The following is a 19,403-nucleotide window of genomic DNA, read 5'->3' on the forward strand; positions in this document are numbered from 1 at the left end:
AATATGCGGTAGGGAGCCGGCCGTGATCGACGGGATCGGCTCGGCGGCAGGCACCCACTCATCGGGCAGCCGTAGCCGCCGGCCCGGGCCTTGCCGTAGACCGCTGCACCGATCCCACTCCGGGCCGCCCGCCCGCCCCCGCCCCCCGGATTCACAACTCCCGTTCCAGAGGCAGGCGGTGGACGCCCGGGAGGTACTCGTCCAGTTCGCCGGGGGTGAAGCGGGCCATGCCGACGACGTGCCAGAACTCGCCGGTCACCTCGCCCTCGTACTTGTAGCCGCCCTCGGGCGTCAGTGCGGCCCAGCCGCCGGGGACGCCGATGAGCGTGGCGTGCGGGGTGGGCGGGGCGTCCGGGTCGGGGATGTTCCAGAGGCGGACCGTGCCGTCCTCGCCGCCGCTGGCCAGGCGGGTGCCGTCGGGGCTGAAGGCGAGCGAGAAGATCCGTCCGGTGTGGCCGGTGAGGCGGGCGGTGCGGGTGCCGGTGCGGACGTCCCAGAGGCAGATGACGCGGTCGTCGCCGGCGGTGGCGAGCAGCGGCAGCCGGGGGTGGGCGACGGCCGCCCAGAGCCGTCCGTGGTGTCCGGTCAGGACGTGGCGGCGTGCGCCGTCGCGCCAGACGAGGGCGGTGCCGTCCCAGGAGGCGCTGGCCAGCCAGTCGCCGTCGGGGCCGAAGGTGACGGCGTAGACGCGGTCGCTGTGGCCGTCGAGTTCGGCGGTCAGGCGGCCGCTGTCCTGGTGCCAGAGGCGGACCCGGCCGTCGTCGCAGCCGGTGGCCAGGGCGGCGCCGTCGCCGCGGAAGGCGATGGACCGCACCCGGCCCCGGTGGTCGGCGAGGGTGGTGACATGGGCGCCGGTGGCGCGCCACCACAGGCGGACGGAGTCGTCGTCGTTGGCGGTGGCGAGCAGCGTGCCGTCGGCGCTGAACGTCTCGGCCCAGGTGTGGTCGGTCTCCACATCGATCTCGCGGAGGTACTCGCCGGTCACGGCGTTCCACAGGTAGACGTCGCCGTCGTTGCTGGCGGTGCCGAGGATCGGGCCGGCGGGGCTGAAGACCGCGGAGATCAACCGGTCGCCGCGACCGGTGAGTTCGGTGGTGCGGCGGCCGGTGCGGGTGTCCCACAGGCGGACGATGCCGTCGTTGCCGCTGGTGGCGAGGCGGGTGCCGTCGGCGCTGAAGGCGACGGTGTTGACCCGGCGGCCGTGGCCGCGCAGGATGCGCTGGCCCTGGCCGGTGTCGGCGTGCCAGATCTGGGCGCCGCCGTCGTTGCCGACGGTCACCAGCTGGCTGTCCTGCGGGCGGAAGCGGCAGGCCCAGGCGGAGCCGCGGTGCTCGACGGGCTGCTGGCGCAGCAGGCTGATGGCGCGGTGGCCGCCGGAGAGCGCGACCCGCCACAGGCGGACGGTGCCGTCGCTGTCGCAGGCGGCGAGGAGCTGGCCGCCGTTGCCGAACATCACCTGGTAGACGGCGCCGGTGCACCGTTCCAGGGCGCCGGCGGGGGTGCCGACGACCGGGTCCCACAGCCGCACCTGGCCGTCGGTGTCACCGCTGACGAGGAGGGTGCCCTCGGGATGGAAGTCGAGGGTGTAGACGCGGCCGGTGTGGCCGGTGAAGGTGTGCAGCAGGCGGCGCTCGGCGAGATCCCAGACGCGGACCGTGCCGTGGCCGTCGGCCCCGTGGTCGCCGGTGGCCAGGAGGGTGCCGTCGGGGCTGAACCGGGCGCGGAAGACGGCCCGTTCGTGGCCGTCGAGGCTGCCGGTGCACTCTCCCGTCCGGGTGTCCCAGATGCGCAGGTCGGCGGCGGCGTCGCCGGTGACGAGGGTGCGCCCGTCGGCGCTGAACACCGCGGTGTAGATGGGGGCGGTGTGGCCGGGGAGCTGGTGCAGCGGTTCGCCGGTGGCGGTGTCCCAGAGGGTGACCAGGCCGTCGGCGTCACCGGTGGCGACGAGGCTCCCGGCGTCGTCGAGGGAGACCGGCCAGACGCCGCCGGGGTGGACGTCCAGGCGGTGCAGCTGGCGTCCGGAGACCGGGTCCCACAGCCGCACGGTGCCGTCGGCGCCGCCGGTGGCCAGGACCCGGGAGCGGAACTTCACGGCGTAGACGCGGCCTTCGTGGCCGTGCAGGGTGCGCAGCGCGCGGCCGGTGTCGGCGGCGCAGACCAGCACGCCGCCGTCCTCGCTGCCCACGGCGAGGAGTTCGCCCTCGGGGCTGTACGAGAGGGGCTCGGGCAGCCGGCTGGTGCGCATGTCGAAGCCGTACGGGACGCCGACGGCGGCGGGCCGGAAGCCGACCTCGACGGGCATGCCGGGGGCGAGGGCGGCGGTGCGCAGTTCGGGGGCGGCGCGGACCTGCGGGTCGATGAGCGGGTCGATGAGCGCGGCGCGGTGCCAGCGGCTGCGGGTCAGCCGGGCGCCGCGCAGATCGGCACGGGTCAGGCGGGCGCCGCGCAGATCGGCACCGGTGACGTCGGCGCCGGAGAGGTCGGCGTGGTCCAGGCGGGCGCCGTTGAGGCGGGCGTCGCGCAGCACGGCGCCGGAGAGGTTGGCGCCGATCAGGCGGGTGTCGGTGAGGTCGGCGCCGGTGAGGTCGACACCGGAGAAGTTGCGGCCGGAGAGGTCCTCGCCGGAGAGCCGGGCGGCGCGCAGATCGGCGCCGGCGGGGACGCGGAGCCGGTCGATGACCCGGAGGGCGTTGGCGCGGGCGGCGTCGCTGACGCCGGGCCCGGGGGCGTTGAGGACGGTGCGGACCCAGGCCGTGCTCAGGTCGTGGTCGGCGAGGTCGCAGAAGAACTCGACGGCCAGGGCGCTGAGTGGGCGGGCGGCGAGCAGGGTGGTCTCGCCGTCGGCGAGGCGGTCGGCGGCCGCGCGGGCGATCAGCCATTCGACGACGGAGCCGTGGATGAACTGGAACAGGCCGTCGTCGGTGCGGATCAGCAGGCTTCCGGCGCCGACGGCCTGGGCGCTCTCCTGGGTGGTGAGGGTGGTGCCGGCCAGCCCCGCCAGCGCCGTGGCGACGGTGTCGGTCAGTTCGTCGAGGTGCAGGGCGCTGCGGCCGGTCTCCCACAGGCGGCGGGCCAGGGCGGTGACGGCGGCCCAGAGGTGGGCGAGGGTGAGGCCGGGGGCGGCGCCGGGGCCGCCCTGGCCGCGGCGCTCCTCGTGGGCGAGCCAGGCACTGAAGACGTCCTCGTAGAGCCGGGCGGGGCTCAGCGCGCGCCCGGCGCCCGCGACGGCGCGCAGCTGGTCGGGGTCGAGGTCGGCGACGAAGCTGAGCAGCCGGGGGTTGGCGCACAGGGCGAGCAGATCGGGGATGTTGCCGAGGAGCGCGAAGCGGCGGTCGGCGGTCTCCTCGTCGCCGTAGCGGTTGACGAGGTAGGCGCGGATCTGTTCGGGGACGAAGCCCTCGACGGAGAGGATGCGGCGCTGCCGGAGCAGGCCGACGCGTTCGCCGAGGGCGGTGAGGACCTGGTCCTGCGACTTGAAGTGCTGGGTGCGGCTGCTGACCACGATCTTGGCGTTGTCGACGGCGGCGTTGAGGAGGACCTGGAGGTGGTCGGCGGCGCGGTCGTAGCTGACGCGGTTGACGAGTTCGTCGAAGCCGTCGAAGAGGAGCACGACGCGGCCCTGGCCGAGCATGTAGCGCAGCGCGCGCAGGTCGATGGTGTCGACGTCGTGGCCGGCGAGGTGGGCCGCGACGAGCCCTTCGAGGCTGTGGGCGCGGTCCAGGGTGTGCAGCGGGATGAGCAGCGGGGTCAGGTGCGGGAGGCGTTCGGGGATGCGGCGGGCCAGCTCGCGCAGGGCGAAGGTCTTGCCGTGCCCGAAGTCGCCGAGGAGCAGCATGAAGCGGCCGTGGTCGGTCTCCAGGAGCTGGAGCATCGCCTCGACGAGGTGGTCGCGCTCCTCGGCGTCGGGGCGCTCGGCGTCGCGGTAGCGCTGCGGGAGGTAGAGGTCGGGGGCGTAGCGGTCGTCGTTGCTGAGCCGGGCGGTCTGGGCGGTGACATAGCCGCGCAGGTCGAGCAGGCCCTGGAACTCCAGGAAGCTGCGGACCCGGACGCCGCGGCGCCCGGCACGTTCGCGCAGCGCCGGCTCGGGCGGCGGGCCGTCGTGGACCAGCTCGGCCTCGGAGCCGGTGTCGGTGGCGTGCGCCTGGGCGAGGAAGCGGTCCAGTTCGGCGTCGGTGGGGGTGCCGGGGTGGACGGCGATGCGCTGCTGGCGGACGACGCCCTCGTCGCTCCAGGTGACCATGATCTGGGCGAGGTCGTCGGGGGCGGCACGCGGGACGTCGCGGAGGCGGACGCCTTCCTGGCGGGCGCGGCAGACCTCCTTGACGCGTTCGACGAGGGAGTCGGCGGGCTCGTCGACGGCACGGTTGTCGGAGGTCGGGACGGCGGCGGGCGGCGTCGCGGGCTCGCCGGGCGGGGCGAAGATCCGGCCGGCGCCCTGCCAGGTGACGGGGAAGACGGCCGGTTCGGCGCCGCCGTCGCCGGTCCAGCGGGTGACGCCGTCGGCGGCGACGCGCAGCAGCTCGAATCCGGCGGGGGCGGCCGAACCGTACAGCGGCAGGGTGCCGTTCGGCAGCGGGAGGTGGTCGTGGGAGGGCTCCACACCGGTGGTGCGGGGACCGCCGCTGGGACCGTGCAGGACGAAGTGGAGGCGCGGCGCGGCGAGTCGGGTGAAGGTGTCGACGTCGCGGAGGGCGCCGGGGCCGCCGGGGGCGTCCTGGGGGCGGCGGCGGCCGCTGAGCGGGTGGCGGAGCGCGCCGATGCGCAGCCAGCCCTCCTCCTCGTAGCCGCGCAGCGCCTCGGCGAACCAGGCCGCCTGGTCGCGGCCGAGGAAGCCGTACTGGTCGTCGGGGCGGTGGCTGACGGCGATGGAGGAGTTGAATCCGGCGACGACGGTGTGGAGTTCGGGCACCGGGAAGAGGGTCCAGGGCTGGTCGCTGTCGAAGACGGTGTCGAGGCCCTCGTAGAGGCCGCGGAAGAGGCGGGTGTAGTGGCGCCACTTGGGCCAGTACGGCGGCTGCGGCGGGACCTCGTCGGCCTCGCAGGTGTGGAAGTACCCGCGGCAGGCGGCCTGGCTGACGTCCTGGTTCCCGGGGACGACGATCACGCGCTGCGGCGGCAGGTCGAGCTGCGAGCGCAGCCCGGTGAGGAAGCTGAGGGCCTGGTCGCATTCGCGGGGGCTGCCGGAGGCGGTGAGGTCGCCGGTGACGACGAGGAGGTCGGGCGCGGGGGCGCCGGCGTCCTTCAGCATGACGAGGTCGCCGCGGATCTCCCGGCGCAGCGCGTCCGGTTCACGGCCGCGGCCGAAGTCGGGTCCTGCCAGGTGCAGGACGGTCAGCGCGCCCTGGTCGCGGGCCGCGCCGGGGGCCTGCGGGTACCGGGGCGCACGGGCGGGGCGGCGGCGACCTGACCAGCCGGTGCGGCCCAGCGGACGCTGCCGGTCGTCGGCGGGCCCGGGCAGCTGGACGGATGCGGTGGCGGTGGCGGAGCCGGGGTAGCCGGGGCGGCGGCCGGGCCGGGCGTGGCCCTCGACGGCCTGGCCGACGCGGGTGAGCAGCATGCTGCGGGCGGTCTCGGCATCGGCGACGCCGACGAGGTCGACGTAGGTGATGGTGGCGAGGAGGCCCTCGATGGGGGTGTCCTCGACGCGGACGGTGAGCAGTTTGCGCTCGGGCTCCTCCGGCTCGGCGCGGAGCGCGGCCTGCCATTCCATCCGGCCGTAGGTGGAGCGGCCGTAGTGGCCGGAGAGGACGGCGATGACCGCGACGGATTCGCTGACGCCGCGGTCCATGAAGTCGATGAAGTTGGTGCCGGCGACGAAGTCCCAGGCCTGGATGACGGTGCGGTACCCGGCTTCCTCCAGGGTCCACGCGATCCAGGACGCCCACTGTTCGTCGGCGGGCGAGTAGCTGATGAAGAAGTCCAAGTCCCGCGTCCGGCCGAGCAGTTCCCCGTCAGTCACCATGTCCCCATCGTAGGAGGTCGGTGGGCGGTGGGGCAGGTGGTTGAAAGATCACGCGGGGTTTCCGTCAACGGGGGCGGGGGCGGCGCAGCTCCTCCGGCGGCGGACGGAGCCGAGGGCACCGCCCCATGAGCGCGCAGGGGCGCCGGAGCCTTCCGCCGCCGTCCCCGATCTTCCCCCTCTCGGCCGCCCCGTCCGGCCGCGTGTGCGACGCTGTCGGGCGTGCGATTCCTCAAGCGTCTCCATTCCCTGGACTGGCTCGCCGCCGGGCTGCTCGCCTGCGGCCTGGTGTGCGTGGCGACGGGGCTGCTGCCGGCCGCCCCCGCCGGGGACGCGATGGCGCGGATCGGGCCGCTGCTGGCCTTCCTGGCGACGGTCATCGTGATGGCCGAACTGACCGGCCGGGCGGAGGTCTTCGACGCGGTGGCGACCTGGGTGGCGCGGACCGGGAAGGGCAGCTATCCGCGGCTGTTCGGGCTGTGTGTGCTCTTCGCCTCGATCACCACCATCGTGCTGAACCTGGACACCACCGCGGTGCTGCTGACGCCGGTGATGCTGGCGCTGGCCGGGCGGGTGGGCATCGCGCCGGTGCCGCTGGCGATGACGACGGTCTGGCTCGCCAACACCGCGAGCCTGCTGCTGCCGGTGTCGAACCTGACCAACCTGCTGGCGTCGAACCGGGTCGGGCTCTCTCCCACCGAGATGGCCGCCACGATGGGCCTGCCCCAACTGGCCGCCATCGCCGTGACGATGGCCTGCCTGTGGGGCTTCTACTGGCGGCGCGGACGGCGGGGCTTTGAGGGGTACGTACCGCCCGAGCGGCGGGCGCCGGCCGATCCGGTGCTGTTCCGGGTGTGTGCGCTGGCGTGCGCCGGATTCCTGCTGGCGATCCTCGTCGCGGACGTGCCGCTGTGGTCGGCGTCGCTGACCACGATGCTGATCGTGGTCGTCGCGTTCGCGCTGCGGCGCCCCGCCGAGCTGCGGCTGTCGCTGGTGCCGTGGCGGCTGCTGGTGCTGGTGCCGGGGATGTTCCTGGTCGTCGAGACGGTGAACGCGCACGGGCTGCACACGCTGCTGACGGCCGCGATCGGGCCGGACGGCGGCCTCGGCGGCATGCTCCGCTCGGCGGGCGTGGGCGCCGGCCTGTCCAACGTCCTCAACAACCTGCCGGTCTACATGGCGGGCGAGGCCGCGGTGCCGGTCGGCAACCACCACCAGTTGCTGGCGCTGCTCATCGGCACCAACGTCGGCCCGCTGATCACGCCGTGGGCGTCGCTGGCGACACTGCTGTGGTTCGAGCGGTGCCGCGGCCAGGGCACGGTCATCCCGCTGCGGCGCTTCATGGGGACCGGGGCGGTCCTGGCCGTGACGGCGACGCTGGCGGCGACGCTGGCGCTCGCGGTGGGGTGAACGGCCGCTCCCCGGGCGGCCGGAGCCGCCGCCGGGCCTGAGAGGGGCCCGCGCTCCCCGCTCCCCGGCCGCCCCTTCGCGGCCGGGCTCCGCCGGCCCGCCCCCCTCAGGCCGCCCGCGTGCGTGCGACCACGTCGAGCAGGTACGTCAGGGTGTCGCCGCGGGCGGCGACGAAGCTGCGGTCGGTGTCCGGGCCGGCGGAGCCCACCGTGAAGGGGCCGCCGGTCAGGGTGCGGAACTCCACGCCCGTCTCGGCGGCCAGCAGGGCGCCGGCGGGGAAGTCGATGCCCTCCGCGCGGTAGCCGACGAAGCCGTCGATCGCACCGCGCGCCAGCATGCTCCAGCCCAGCAGCGGCGCCCACAGCTGGAGCACCCGCCGCGTGCGGCGCTCCAGTTGGCCGCGCAGCCCCGCGGCCACCGGATCGGCCCGGCCCACCGCATGGCCCTGGGTCCAGGCCACCACCGGCCCGCTGCGCGGTACCGCGCCGGTCGGCCCCGGCAGCCGGTCGAGGCCGCTGGACGCGCCCTGGCCGCGGACGGCCCGCCAGGTGGAGCCGGTGACCGGCTCGTGCACCACGCCGACGACCGGCGCGCCGTCCACGCACAGTCCGATGCCGACGGCGTACGCGGTCAGGCCGATCGCGACGTTGTTGCTGCCGTCGAGCGGATCGACCAGCCAGGTGCGGCGGCCGACGGCGTCGAGCAGGCCCGCCTCCTCGGACAGGATCCGGTCGTGCGGGAAGTGCGTCTGGAGGCGGGCCAGGATGACTTTCTCCGCGGCCAGGTCGAGGTCGGTGACGACATCGCCCGCGGCGTCCTTGACGCCCACCGCGCGCGCCGCGCCGAAGCGGTCGCGCAGCAGCGCCCCCGCCTCCTCCGCAGCGGCGACGGCCACCCGCGTCTCGCTCGCGTACGCTGCCGCGCCCCGGTCACTCGCGCTGCTCGGCATGGATCCTCCTGAGTGCTGTGCGGACGGTCCGTTCGGTGTGTTCCGCGCCGCACAGCCGGCGCACCGTACGGTGGCCGCGGCCGCGCAGGGGGCCCAGGGAGAGGTCGGTGTGGCCGGGCAGCGACCGGCCGAGCACCAAGGTGGCGGCGGGCTGCCCGCGGGTGACGACGGTGGCGTGGAACTCCCCGGCCGGCAGGCAGTACGTCTCGCCGCTGCCGCTGGAGGCCGCCGGGCCCGGCCGGCAGCGCACCAGGCGGGAGGTGGGCCGCAGTTCGTCGACGCCCGAGGGGGCGCTTACGACCTCGAAGATCCGGTGGGTCGGGGTGCGCGCCTCGTCCGTCACCGTGACCGGGAGGTTGCCGACCCGGCCGTAGAGGACGTAGCTGCGCAGCTCCCAGCTGTGGGCGTGCATGGGGTCGGCGGTGGGGTCGGTGGGGGAGCCGGTGCCGAAGAGGTGGACGCAGACGCCGCGGGCGCCGTCGCGGACCAGCGGCAGGCACAGGAAGCCGAGCGGGTGGCAGACCGCGCGTAACTCCCGTTTGCCGCAGGCGATGTCCTCCAGGGCGCCGGTGACACTGGCGCGGGGCGCCTCCCGCGGGGCGCCGGGCCGGAGCAGTCGGTCGAGCGTGTCGTAGTCCATGAGCCGCGCCCGAGGCGTCTCACCTCCGGTAGGGGTCCTCAGCGTGCAGGGCTTTCTCGACGATCTCCGCGACGTCGGCGTCGCTGAACACCGAGGGAAGGGGGAGGGCGATCTCGTCGAAGACCGCGCGGACCTCGTCGACGGTCGGCGCGTCGCTCAGGGAGGCGATGCCGCGCAGGTCGAGGCGGCGGGCCTGTTCGCGGCTGTGGTGCAGCTCGGTGTCGTAGTACTCGTAGAGCGGCTGTTCGCGGGTGACCAGGAGGTTGACGCGGTTCGGATCGTCCTGGGTGACGATCAGGCAGGACTCGGAGAGGTCGAAGCGGAGGGTGGGGACGCCCGAGGAGAGGTGGACGCTGATCTCCAGGGTGTCGAGCCGCTGGCGGAACCAGCAGGCGGCCAGGACCGTGGCGTAGGACTCCTTGCGGGTGCGGTCGGCGGTCCAGGCGTGCGCCGCGTTGTCGTTGCGCATGCGGGCGAAGGTCTGACGGAAGCGGGCGTAGGCGGCGCAGGTCTGCTCGTCCGCCGGGTTGATGATCTCGATCTTGACGCTGAGCTGGGAGCGCTGGCGGGTGGCGGTCTCCACGCACCGGGGCAGCGTGACGGCGCGGAGGTAGGTGCCGGTACCGCCCTTGAAATACCAGCGGTTGGTCTGTGCGCGGGCCCGCTCCAGTGCGTCGCCGACCTGGTCGCCCGAGAGGGAGCGGACCATGGCGAGGTCCTCCAGGGCGCGGCGGGTGTCCGCGGACGCCTCCTGGATGTCGGACCTGCGGCGCACCCGCTCCGTCAACGAGCCGACCGCGAGCGTGCCGAGCACCAGGAGCGTCGCGCCGGACGACACCTTGTCGCTGATGACGTCGCTGAAGACGTCCAACATGCCGATGGTCAGGCCGAGTCCCACGGCGACGACCCCGTCCAGGTTCCTGATGACCCAGGCGACGCCGAACTCCACCCGCCCCACACGCTGTACCACGTCGAGTCCCCCTCCCCGTTACCTGGCATCGTAGGAGTAACGGGACGGCTCTGGCCAGGGGCGCCCGAAGGTCGCAAGATCCTTTCTGCGGCGGGGAGTTGCCGCACCGGGCCCGTGAGGCGGCACCGGGGCCCGCCGGCCCGTGAGGAACGCCTTGCCGCGGGCGCCGGCCAGCGTCCCCAGGGGGCACACGGGCCCGGCGGCGGGCCTGCTCTCTGGCCACTTCCTCCGGGGTGAACACCGGCCGCGCGGCGGCCTGTTCACGCCATCGAGGTCGCGGTCCTCAGGGTGCCGGGCGGACCGCCTGGACGTAGCGCTGCTCTCCCTGGAGACCCTCCGCCGCCCGGCCGCTGGAGCGGGCGGGGGAGGGCGCCACAAGGGGTAGCGCGTTCCGACGAGGGATGGGGCGGCCGGTCCCGGGCGGTCGGCGCCGACCGGGACCGCGATGCCGTCGGCGCCGCCGGGCCGCCGACCAGGTCCCGGGTCAGGAGTCGCGGCGCGTGATCAGATCGGCGATCAGGGTCAGCGCACGCGCTCCGTCCGGGGCGGGATCCGCCAGGGCCAGGCAGTCCAGGGCCGCCGTTCGCTGCCGCGCCGCCTCCCGCACCGCCCAGCGGCGCCCCCCGGCCTCCTCGATCAGCAAGGCGGCCTCCGCGACCTCGTCGTCGGTCAGGGGCTCCGGCCGGTGGTACAGCGCCGCGAGCCGGGCACCGGCGTCCGTGCCGCCGGAGAGCGCCGCGACCACCGGCAGGGACTTCTTGCGCGACCGGAGGTCCGACCCGACCGGCTTGCCGGTCACCGCGCTGTCTCCCCAGATGCCCAGCACATCGTCGACGAGCTGGAAGGCGAGCCCGAGATGCCGGCCGAACGCCCGCATCGCGTCGATCCGTTCCGGCTCCACGTCCGCGGCCAACGCGCCCAGCGCACAGGCCCGGGCGAGCAGGCCGGCGGTCTTCCCGTCCGCCATCGCCAGGCATTCGTCCAGGTCGACGTCGTGCCGCGCCTCGAAGGAGATGTCGGCGCCCTGCCCGGCGACCAGTTCGAGCAGGGCCTCGCACAGTTCCCGCAGGGTGGCCGCGCCGTTGGCCGGGCACCTCTGGGCGAGCACGTCGAGAGCCAGGACCAGCAGGGCGTCCCCGGTCAGGACCGCCTGCGCGCTGCCGAAGACCGACCAGACCGTACGGCTGCCGCGACGGGTGGCGTCCCCGTCCATCAGGTCGTCGTGGACGAGCGAGAAGTTGTGCACCAGTTCCACGGCGGCGGCGGTGGCCACGGCCGCCTCCCGGGGCGCGCCCATGGCCCGGGCGCTCGACAGGACCAGGGCGGCGCGCACCCCCTTGCCCCAGCCGGTGTTCGCCGGCCGGCCCGCCTCGTCCCACCAGCCGAAGTGGTATCCCGCCATCGAGCGGACCGGCTCGGCGAGCCGGTCGACGGCCTTGCGCAGCTCCGGCTCGATCAACTCGCGTGCCCGGCCGAGCAGTTGCTGGCCCTCCCCGATCCGGTCCCGAGCGGTCTCGTCCGGAACTCCACCGGGCTGCTCCGTCCCGTCCCCCGGGGTGCCGGCCCGCGTGCTCTCGTACCGGCCGCTCCCCGTCGGCGGGGCCGCGGTCCGCGGAGTCGTGGTCACCGTGCGCCCTCCATGACGGCCGCCTCCAGATACTCCTCCGGCCGCTCCCGTCCGGTGCGGTCCGCCGGCTGATAGCGCTTGGTGGCCCGGGACCAGTCCAGGTTCCCGCGCATCCAGCTCCGCATCCCCGCCAGGTACGGCTCCAGCACCGCGGCGTGCTCGGGGAAGGCCCGCAGCAGCTCCCGCTCCTGGACCAGGAAGCGCTCCGTCTCGGCCACGATGGCGTCGCGCACCCGGAGCAGCGCCTCGTCCACGCCCAGCGCCCGGTGGTGCCCCACGACGTGGACCAGGTTGTGGACCTCGCCCAGCGAACGCTCCTTCTCGTACGAGTAGAGGTCGTTGGTCCAGCAGACGACGTCGCAGGCGGCGTTCAGCGCCGCCATGAACGGCGGACTGTCGTAGAGGTCCTCCGGGACGTCGAGACCCTCCACGACGTCGATGAAGTCCATACAGACATAGATCGCGCCCGTGTGGCGGCGCCGCGGAACGTACGCCTCCTCGTCCGGTACGACACCGGCCACCCGGTTCCCGGCCTCCCAGGTGGCCGCGGTGGTCAGGCAGTCCTCCAGATGCCGGATGAAGCGGCGGCGCCAGGCGGCGGTGGCGTCCGGGGCGGTGCGCGACCACAGGTCGGCCAACGACGAGACGGCCACCGGGAGTTCGCCGCCCGAGGCGGCCGCGGCCGCCCCGAAGTCGTGGCTGTCGAGCACCGCGCGCATCCCGTCGACCACCGCCCCGAACCGCTCCGGGTCCCGCCCGACCGCGCCGTCGTCCAGTTGGTCGTCGACGAGGAAGAGCCAGGCGAACCAGTCCGCCATGAGATCCACATGGGCCGGGCTCGCAGTGGGATAGACCATCGCCGCGAACCAGCCGAAGTCGGCGCGCTCGAACCGCTGCCGGGCGCTCTCCTGCCGCACCAGCCCGATCCGTGCGGTCCACTCGGCGAGGTGCTCGCGCGCCTGCGCCATCCGGGGGTTGACCAGGTAGGGGAAGGGGCTGGACAGCTCCGGCACCGGGTGGTGCACGACGTGCGTCAGGGCGTTGGTCATCGGCGTCTTTCCGGACACAGGCGGATGCCCCCCTTGGGGTGCAGGGTGATCAGGGCCTCGGGGTGCACCTCGGGGGCACCCGCCGGCAGCACCAGGCGGTGGGTGCGGGCGACGGTGGCCAGCACCAGGACCAGTTCGGTGAGCGCGAAGTGCTTCCCGATGCAGACGCGATGGCCGCTGCCGAACGGGATATAGGCGTGCTTGGGACGCTTCGCCACCTCCTCCGGGGCGAACCGCTCGGGCACGAACCGCTCGGGATCGTCCCAGAACTCCGGATGCCGGTGCAGGAAGTAGCTGTTGATCAGGACGTTGCTGCCGGCCGGCATCCGGTAGCCGTCGATCGCGTCCTCCTCCCGCGCCCGCCGCATGAACTGGTAGGCGGGGGAGTAGATGCGCAGGGTCTCCTCGGCGACCATGCGGGTGTACGCCAGCTTCGGCAGGTCCTCGAAGGACGGCGTCCGCCCGCCCAGCACCTCGTCGACCTCGGCGTGCAGCCTCGCCTCGACCTCGGGATGCCGGGACAGCAGATAGAAGGCCCACGACAGGGTGTTGGTGGTCGTCTCGTAGGCGCCGATACAGATGTTGAGGACCTCGTGGTGCAGCTGCTCCAGGTCCATCCCCTTGCCGTCCTCGTCGTCCACGGAGGTCAGCAGCAGCGTCAACAGGTCGGTCGCGTCCTCGGCGGTCAGCTCTTCGGCCAGCCGCTTCCGGATGAACCCGGAGACGAAGGAGTCCATCTCGTCGATCGCCCGGCGCAGTCGCCGATGGCGCGGGATCGGCACGTCCAGCGGCGGGAACGGGAAGCGGAAGAACGCCCCCAGGATGCTGTTCGCCTCGCCGAAGGCGCGCTCGAAGGCCTGGGCGGCCGCGCTCACATCGGCGCTGAACAGGGACCTGTTGACGATCCGGAGGGCCAGTTGGCCGATCTCGTCCGTGACGTCGAGGGTGTCCGCGGACCCCCTCGGGGCCAGGCGGCGCTCCCAGCGGTCGAGCATCTGCTCGGTCTCGTCCGTCATGTTGCGGGCGAACGCGGCGACCGTACGGGGCGTGAAGTGCGGTGCCATCATGCGGCGTTGGCGGCGCCACAGCTCCATGTCGGCGTTGGCGATGAGGCCCTTGCGCAGGACCGGCCGGACGATGCGGAAGAGCGCCGCGTCCTTGTCGTACCCCTCGCTGTTGTCCACCAGGATGTGCTTGATGTAGTCCGGGTGGTTGACCAGCACCATGGGTATGCCCATCGGCCGGAAGCGGAAGATGTCGCCGTGCCGACGGATACCGTCGTCCAGGAACCGCAGTTGGTCGCGCTTGAAGGCGAGCGTGCCGCCGACGCCCTGGAACACTCCGGCGGTGGGGATCTCGGTGAGGGAGGAACGCGTCCGGTCCGGGACGCGGCTCCGCTGGGTCAGGGACATGCGGAATACCTCGTTCGTCTGGCGTCAGCGACGCGTGAACCGCAGATGGATACCGCCCTTGGGATGCAAGGTGACCAGGGGAGCGAAACCCGCCGGGGGCTGACCGGCCGGCCTGGTGGCATGCAGCCGCTGGACGAGCATGGCCGTGATGATGTGCAGTTCCGTCAGCGCGAAGTGTTTGCCGAGGCAGTGCCGCGGTCCGCTGCCGAACGGCTGGTACACGTTCCGAGGACGCTTGGCGACCTCGTCCGGAGTGAAACGCTCGGGGTCGAACCGGCCCGGTTCCGGCCAGAATTCCGGATGGCGGTGGAACGTGAACATGTTCAGGTAGACGTCGGTACCCCGCGGAATGTGGTATCCGCCGATCACATCGTCGTCGACGGCATGCCGCATCGTCTGCCAGGCCGGGGTGAACATCCGCAGCGTCTCGTCGATCACCATGCGGGTGTACGGCAGCTTCGGCAGATCCTCGAAAGCCGGGATTCGCCCCTCCAGAACGCCGTCCACCTCCTCCTGCACCCGACGCTGGACGTCCTGGTGCGCGGCGAGCTGGTAGAAGATCCAGGCGATGGAATTGCTGGAGGTTTCATAACCGGCGATGATCATCGAGAGGATCTCGTTCGCCAGTTGATCGTGGGTCAGCCCGGTGCCGGTCTCCTCGTCCATGGCGTTGAGCAGCAGGGTGAACAGGTCGGCCTTGTCGGTCTCGCTGTTCATCCGGGTGTCGATCAGGTCGGCGATGAACGCGTCCAGGCTGCGGATCAGCGCACGGAGCCGGTTCCGCTTGGGCGAGTACCAGGACAGCGGCGGGAAGGGGAAGCGGAAGAAGTCACCCGCGATGGAGTTGACCTCGACGAAGTCCTCCGCGAACCGCCGCCCCCGCTCCGGGGAGACGATTCCGAACAGCGAGCGCAGCACGATCTGGAGTGCCAGATCGGCGACTTCGGTGCTCACCTCCACAACGGTGTCGTCACCGAATCGCGTCTCCCACCGCTTCAGCATCTCACCGGTCAGATCGCTGATATTGGTGGTGAAGGACGCGACGCTCGCATGCTGGAAAGAGGGCTGCATAAGGCGGCGATGCCGACGCCATTCTGCGCCGCCCTGGTTGGCGACCAGACCCTCCCGCAGCACCGTGCGGGTCGCCCGGTAGAGGAAATTGTCCTTGTCGTAGTTCTGGTGATGGTCGACCAGCACATGCTGGAGGTAATCCGGGTGATTGACCATCACGGTCGGAAGGCCGCCGAGCCGCATATGGAAGATATCGCCGTGCTCATGGACCGTCCGGATGAGAAAACCGAGCTGGTCACGGCGCATGGCCGCGACGCCCGCGAGATTCTCCCGAAGGCTGAGCCGGGGGACCGGACCGGCCGCGGTCGCCGTGGCCGGGCGGTGCGATGGCAGTTCGGACATGCAACCCCTCTCGGGCATGGTGTTCCGCGACCACCGATCGGAGAAGTCCTCCACTGTCGCCTGGCGAGGCTAACCACCGCCGATTTCAAAGCGTTATCGATACCGGGGCCTCGGATTTCGGATCGTTATCGCCGCGTGGTCGGCGAATGCGGCTTCCGCTTACCATGCCGCCATGACCGTTCTGATTCTGACGACGGGCACCCATGGTGACATCGCGCCATTCATCGGCCTGGGGAGACGTCTCAGGGAATCCGGATATCCGGTCGCCATCGCGACCTATGCAGCATTCGCCGAGCAAGTCCGCGCCAGCGGAGCCGAGTTCCGCCGGCTGACCGGCGATCCGAGCCGGCTGGGCGTCGCCGAACAAGGCAGGCTGAAGAAGCCCGGCCCCGGCGACACCCTGCGTGCCGGACGCTGGCTCAAGGACATCGCCCAGCACGTGGAGGAACTCAGCGGCGACCTCGTCGCGGCGGCACGCCAGGGCGCCGACCTGCTGCTGTGCTGCGGCCTGACCACCTTCCACGGCTACCACCTGGCCAAGGCGCTCGGCATCCCGAGCATGGGCCTGGCGCTCCAACCACTGCACCCCACCGGCGACTTCCCGCCCCCGATCGGCACGCCCTCCCTGGGACGCCGGGCCAACCGCGCACTGGGACAGCTCATGTTCACCACCGGGCTCACCCCCTGGCGGAGTTCACCGCGCTTCTGCCGGGAGCTGGGCGTACCCGCGCTGACCACCGCGCAGACCCTCCGCCGGACCGCCCGCGAACGCTGGCCGGTGCACTACGGATTCAGCCCCACCGTGGTCCGCCGCCCCGCCGACTGGCGCCCCGGCATCGAGGTGGTCGGCTACTGGTGGCCGTACGAGCCCCCCGGCTGGCAGCCGCCCCAAGAGCTGGTGGACTTCCTGGACGCCGGACCCGAACCGGTACGCGTGGGCCTGGGCAGCGGAGGGGACCCGCGGGACCGCGCGGAGATCAGCGCGCTGCTGGCCACCGCGCTGCGCAAGGCAGGGGTGCGCGGCATCGTGCAGTCCGGCTGGGCCGGGCTGGAGGTCACCGGCGACGACATCCTCACCCTCGGCGACGTCCCGCACCGGTGGCTCTTCCCGCGCACCGCCGCGGTCGTGCACCACGTGGGCGCGGGCACCACCGGAGCCGGACTGCGCGCCGGCGTGCCCGCCGTCACCCTGCCCACCTTCGGCGACGCGCCGTTCTGGGCCCGCCGACTGGTCGCCCTGGGCGCCAGCCCCGGCTATCTGCCGCTCAACAAGGCCGACCCCGATCAGCTCGCCCGGCTGATCCGGGCCGCCGTCGACCGCCCCGGCTACCGCACCCGCAGCCGGCAACTGGCGGCGACCCTCGCCGCCGAGGACGGCGCCGGCCGTACCGTCGCCACCGTCCAGCGCCTCCTCGATCCGCCCCGCCCCCACCGCCCTACCACCATCGATCTGGGAGCCCGCACACCGGAAGCGGACCGCGAAGCGCCCGGCGGCTGAGCGGGGCGGCGAGGCCGGCGGCCGCACCCGGGAGCGGCGACCGCCGGCCGGTCCGGGCCGTCGCCCCCGCGGTGCGTGCGCGGGTCAGCGGAGGGAGCAGGCGTCGCCGATCGCCTCGTCCAGTACCGCCAGGCCGAGGGAGAGCTCCTCCTCGGTGGCGGTCAGCGGTGGTGCGATCCGCAGGACCCCGCCCATACCGGGGAGTTGGACGATGTTCATGTGCAGGCCGAGTTCCAGGCAGCGCCGGGTGACCCGTTCGCCCAGCTCGTCCGAGCTCTGCTTGGTCTCGCGGTCGACGACGAGTTCCAGCCCGGCCAGCAGGCCCCGGCCGCGGATGTCGCCGACGACCGCGTGGCGCCCGGCGAGGTCCATCAGGCCCTCGCGCAGGAACACGCCGAGCGACTGCGCGCGTTCGTCGAGCCGGTCTGCGGTCAGGACGTCAAGGACGGTGTTGCCGACCGCGGCCACCAGCGGGTCGGCGACATGCGTGGTGAAGAACAGGAAACCGCGCCGGTGCGCCTGCTGCTCGATCTCGGCGCTGGTGACCACGGCGGCCAGGGGCAGACCGGCGCCGAGCGTCTTGGACAGCGTGAGGATGTCGGGGATGACGCCGTCGCGCTCGAACGCGTACCAGGTCCCGGTGCGGCACAGACCGGTCTGGGCCTCGTCGAGGATCAGCAGCATGCCGCGTTCCCGGCATTTGGCCTGCAGCGCCGCGAAGTACCCGACCGGCGGCTCGATGATGCCGCCGGAGCTGAGAATCGGTTCGACCAGGCACGCGGCCAGACTGCCGGTCGACTGGGCGTCGATCAGGTCGAAGGCGAAGTCCAGTTGGCGGCGCCAGTCCAGCGCACCGTCGGCCGTGGTGTAGTCGGGCCGGTAGGCGTTCGGCACGGGGATGGCGAAGTTGCCGGGGGCGGCGGGGCCGTAGCCCTTGCGGCCGGCGCTGTAGGTGGCGGACGCGGCGGCCTGCGTCATGCCGTGCCAGGAGCGCGCGAACGAGACGATCTCGTGCCTGCCGGTGACGAGCTTGGCCATCCGGATGGCGGCCTCGTTCGACTCCGCGCCGGTCGTCAGCAGCAGCACCTTCTCCAGCGGCGCCGGCAGCGTGTCGGCCAGACGGCGGGCCAGGTCCACCACCGGACGGCTGAGCATCCCGCTGTAGAGGTGGTCGAGGGTCGCGACCTGCCGCTGGACGGTCTCGACGATCGCCGGATGCGAATGCCCGAGGATCGCGCTCATCTGGCCCGAGGTGAAGTCGAGGATCTTCCGGCCGTCCGCGGTGAACACGAAACTGCCCGCGGCACGGTCGATGATCTCGCGGCTGAACTCACCGCCGTAGCGGACGAGATGCCTGTCGGCATCGGCCCAGAAGGTCTCGCCGGCGGGCAGGGCGGCGGTCGAAGCAGTCATATCGGTCGGAGCAGCCATGCTCACGACCGTAGGTCGCAGCCGAGCGACGCGTCCATCTCACGTTTCCGGCTTTCCTGTTCGGAAGAACCGCACAACAATGGGGGCGTGATGAACCCCTGGCGGCTGCGGCTGCTGAGCCAGTTGGAAGCGCTGGGCACCGTCCGGGCCGTCGCCCAGGCCGCCAACCTGAGCCCCTCAAGCGTCTCCCAGCAACTCGCCGTGCTGGAGGCCGAGACACACACCCAGCTGCTGGAACGCGTCGGGCGCCGGGTCCGGTTGACGTCCGCCGGGCTGATCCTGGCGCGGCGGGCGCGGGTGATCCTCGACCATATGGACGGCGTCGAGGCGGAGTTGCGCGGGTTCGGCGAGGAGCCGTCCGGGCTGGTGCGGCTGGGCGCGTTCCAGAGCGCGATCCACACCATGGCCGTCCCGGCGGTGTCCTGGCTGGCCCGCCGCTATCCGCACCTCGACGTCGAACTCCTTCAACTGGAGCCGCACGAGAGCCTGCTGGCGCTGCGCGGCGGCGACGCGGACATCGTCATCACGACCACGGACTTCGGCGAACTGCCGCTGGGGCCGGACCTCGACCTCGTGCAGCTGGCCACGGACCCGATCCTGCTCGTGGTGCCGCCCGGCCATCCCGGGGCGGGGCGCGGCCCGGTGGACCTCGCGGCCTTCGCGGACGAGCCATGGGCCTTCGACATGCCGCAGTCGTACATGGCCAACCTCGCGCTGCGGCTGTGCCGCCAGTCGCGGTTCGAGCCGCGGGTGGTGTGCCGATTCGGCAACTACATGATGGCGCTGCAACACGTCGAGGCCGGGCTGTCGGTCGCACTGCTGCCCGGCCTGGCGGTCGACCGCCGGTACCGCGTCGCCACGAGGGAACTCGCCACACCCGTGACGCGCACGATCACGGCGGTCGTCCGCCGCGGCTCACCGCCTCGCGCGGCGGTGCACGTCGCACTCGACGCGCTGCGCCGCAATCTGCCCTCCTTCGCACCCGGGACGTGAGTGACAGCGCGAGTCACTCACCGTCCTGAAGACCACTCAACGCCCTTTCCGC

12 protein-coding genes are annotated in these 19,403 nt (G+C 72.9%); 3 read left to right on the forward strand and 9 right to left on the reverse strand.

Features of this window, described 5'->3' with window-relative positions:
• Nucleotides 1-151 precede the first annotated feature (151 nt).
• Complete coding sequence (locus ACIQE0_RS14980; RefSeq protein ID WP_402331937.1) at nt 152-5,962, reverse strand: TIR domain-containing protein; 5,811 nt, start codon at nt 5,960-5,962, stop codon at nt 152-154.
• Between the two features lie 219 nt (nt 5,963-6,181).
• On the opposite strand from ACIQE0_RS14980, the gene ACIQE0_RS14985 reads away from it, so the two are divergent.
• Nucleotides 6,182-7,369 (forward strand): SLC13 family permease, encoded by a 1,188-nt coding sequence (locus ACIQE0_RS14985; RefSeq protein WP_366328902.1) that lies wholly within the window; start codon nt 6,182-6,184, stop codon nt 7,367-7,369.
• A 106-nt stretch (nt 7,370-7,475) separates the two neighbouring features.
• Here the strand turns inward: ACIQE0_RS14985 and ACIQE0_RS14990 are convergent, their stop codons facing one another.
• The 7 genes from ACIQE0_RS14990 to ACIQE0_RS15020 form a co-directional block, all read right to left on the reverse strand.
• Nucleotides 7,476-8,318, reverse strand: coding sequence for an inositol monophosphatase family protein (locus ACIQE0_RS14990; RefSeq protein ID WP_384092260.1), 843 nt, complete (start codon nt 8,316-8,318; stop codon nt 7,476-7,478).
• Nucleotides 8,299-8,958, reverse strand: a complete 660-nt coding sequence (locus ACIQE0_RS14995) for a hypothetical protein (RefSeq protein ID WP_366328897.1) — start codon at nt 8,956-8,958, stop codon at nt 8,299-8,301. Before ACIQE0_RS14995 ends, ACIQE0_RS14990 begins: the two co-directional genes overlap by 20 nt.
• 19 nt (nt 8,959-8,977) lie before the next feature.
• Nucleotides 8,978-9,928, reverse strand: coding sequence for a hypothetical protein (locus ACIQE0_RS15000; RefSeq protein ID WP_366328895.1), 951 nt, complete (start codon nt 9,926-9,928; stop codon nt 8,978-8,980).
• Nucleotides 9,929-10,412: 484 nt separating this feature from the next.
• Complete coding sequence (locus ACIQE0_RS15005) at nt 10,413-11,555, reverse strand: polyprenyl synthetase family protein (protein ID WP_402331942.1); 1,143 nt, start codon at nt 11,553-11,555, stop codon at nt 10,413-10,415.
• Nucleotides 11,552-12,604, reverse strand: a complete 1,053-nt coding sequence (locus tag ACIQE0_RS15010) for a terpene cyclase (RefSeq protein WP_402331945.1) — start codon at nt 12,602-12,604, stop codon at nt 11,552-11,554. The genes ACIQE0_RS15005 and ACIQE0_RS15010 overlap by 4 nt, the downstream gene beginning before the upstream one ends.
• The gene (locus ACIQE0_RS15015) at nt 12,601-14,016 is read right to left on the reverse strand and encodes a cytochrome P450 (RefSeq protein WP_402331948.1); all 1,416 of its coding nucleotides are present in this window, start codon (nt 14,014-14,016) and stop codon (nt 12,601-12,603) included. Before ACIQE0_RS15015 ends, ACIQE0_RS15010 begins: the two co-directional genes overlap by 4 nt.
• A gap of 24 nt (nt 14,017-14,040) precedes the next feature.
• Nucleotides 14,041-15,429, reverse strand: coding sequence for a cytochrome P450 (locus ACIQE0_RS15020; RefSeq protein WP_402331951.1), 1,389 nt, complete (start codon nt 15,427-15,429; stop codon nt 14,041-14,043).
• 172 nt (nt 15,430-15,601) lie between these two features.
• Between ACIQE0_RS15020 and ACIQE0_RS15025 the strand changes: the two genes are divergently transcribed.
• Nucleotides 15,602-16,927 carry a glycosyltransferase gene (locus tag ACIQE0_RS15025; protein WP_402331953.1) on the forward strand — a complete coding sequence of 442 codons (1,326 nt, stop codon included), beginning with the start codon at nt 15,602-15,604 and terminating at the stop codon, nt 16,925-16,927.
• Between the two features lie 84 nt (nt 16,928-17,011).
• Here ACIQE0_RS15025 and ACIQE0_RS15030 read toward each other — a convergent pair whose 3' ends face one another.
• Complete coding sequence (locus tag ACIQE0_RS15030) at nt 17,012-18,358, reverse strand: aspartate aminotransferase family protein (protein ID WP_366328883.1); 1,347 nt, start codon at nt 18,356-18,358, stop codon at nt 17,012-17,014.
• A 90-nt stretch (nt 18,359-18,448) separates the two neighbouring features.
• Between ACIQE0_RS15030 and ACIQE0_RS15035 the strand changes: the two genes are divergently transcribed.
• Complete coding sequence (locus ACIQE0_RS15035) at nt 18,449-19,351, forward strand: LysR family transcriptional regulator (protein WP_366329249.1); 903 nt, start codon at nt 18,449-18,451, stop codon at nt 19,349-19,351.
• The last annotated feature ends 52 nt before the right edge of the window (nt 19,352-19,403 follow it).

It is taken from the genome of Streptomyces sp. NPDC093097, assembly GCF_044754325.1.
Classification (GTDB): Bacteria; Actinomycetota; Actinomycetes; order Streptomycetales; family Streptomycetaceae; genus Streptomyces.

Coding starts and splice junctions, on each gene's coding strand:
- ACIQE0_RS15010 (WP_402331945.1), bottom strand. CDS start 12,604: ATGACCAACGCCCTGACGCACGTCGTGCACCACCCGGTGCCGGAGCTG.
- ACIQE0_RS15035 (WP_366329249.1), top strand. CDS start 18,449: ATGAACCCCTGGCGGCTGCGGCTGCTGAGCCAGTTGGAAGCGCTGGGC.
- ACIQE0_RS14990 (WP_384092260.1), bottom strand. CDS start 8,318: ATGCCGAGCAGCGCGAGTGACCGGGGCGCGGCAGCGTACGCGAGCGAG.
- ACIQE0_RS15015 (WP_402331948.1), bottom strand. CDS start 14,016: ATGTCCCTGACCCAGCGGAGCCGCGTCCCGGACCGGACGCGTTCCTCC.
- ACIQE0_RS14980 (WP_402331937.1), bottom strand. CDS start 5,962: ATGGTGACTGACGGGGAACTGCTCGGCCGGACGCGGGACTTGGACTTC.
- ACIQE0_RS15025 (WP_402331953.1), top strand. CDS start 15,602: ATGACCGTTCTGATTCTGACGACGGGCACCCATGGTGACATCGCGCCA.
- ACIQE0_RS15020 (WP_402331951.1), bottom strand. CDS start 15,429: ATGTCCGAACTGCCATCGCACCGCCCGGCCACGGCGACCGCGGCCGGT.
- ACIQE0_RS15030 (WP_366328883.1), bottom strand. CDS start 18,358: ATGGCTGCTCCGACCGATATGACTGCTTCGACCGCCGCCCTGCCCGCC.
- ACIQE0_RS14995 (WP_366328897.1), bottom strand. CDS start 8,958: ATGGACTACGACACGCTCGACCGACTGCTCCGGCCCGGCGCCCCGCGG.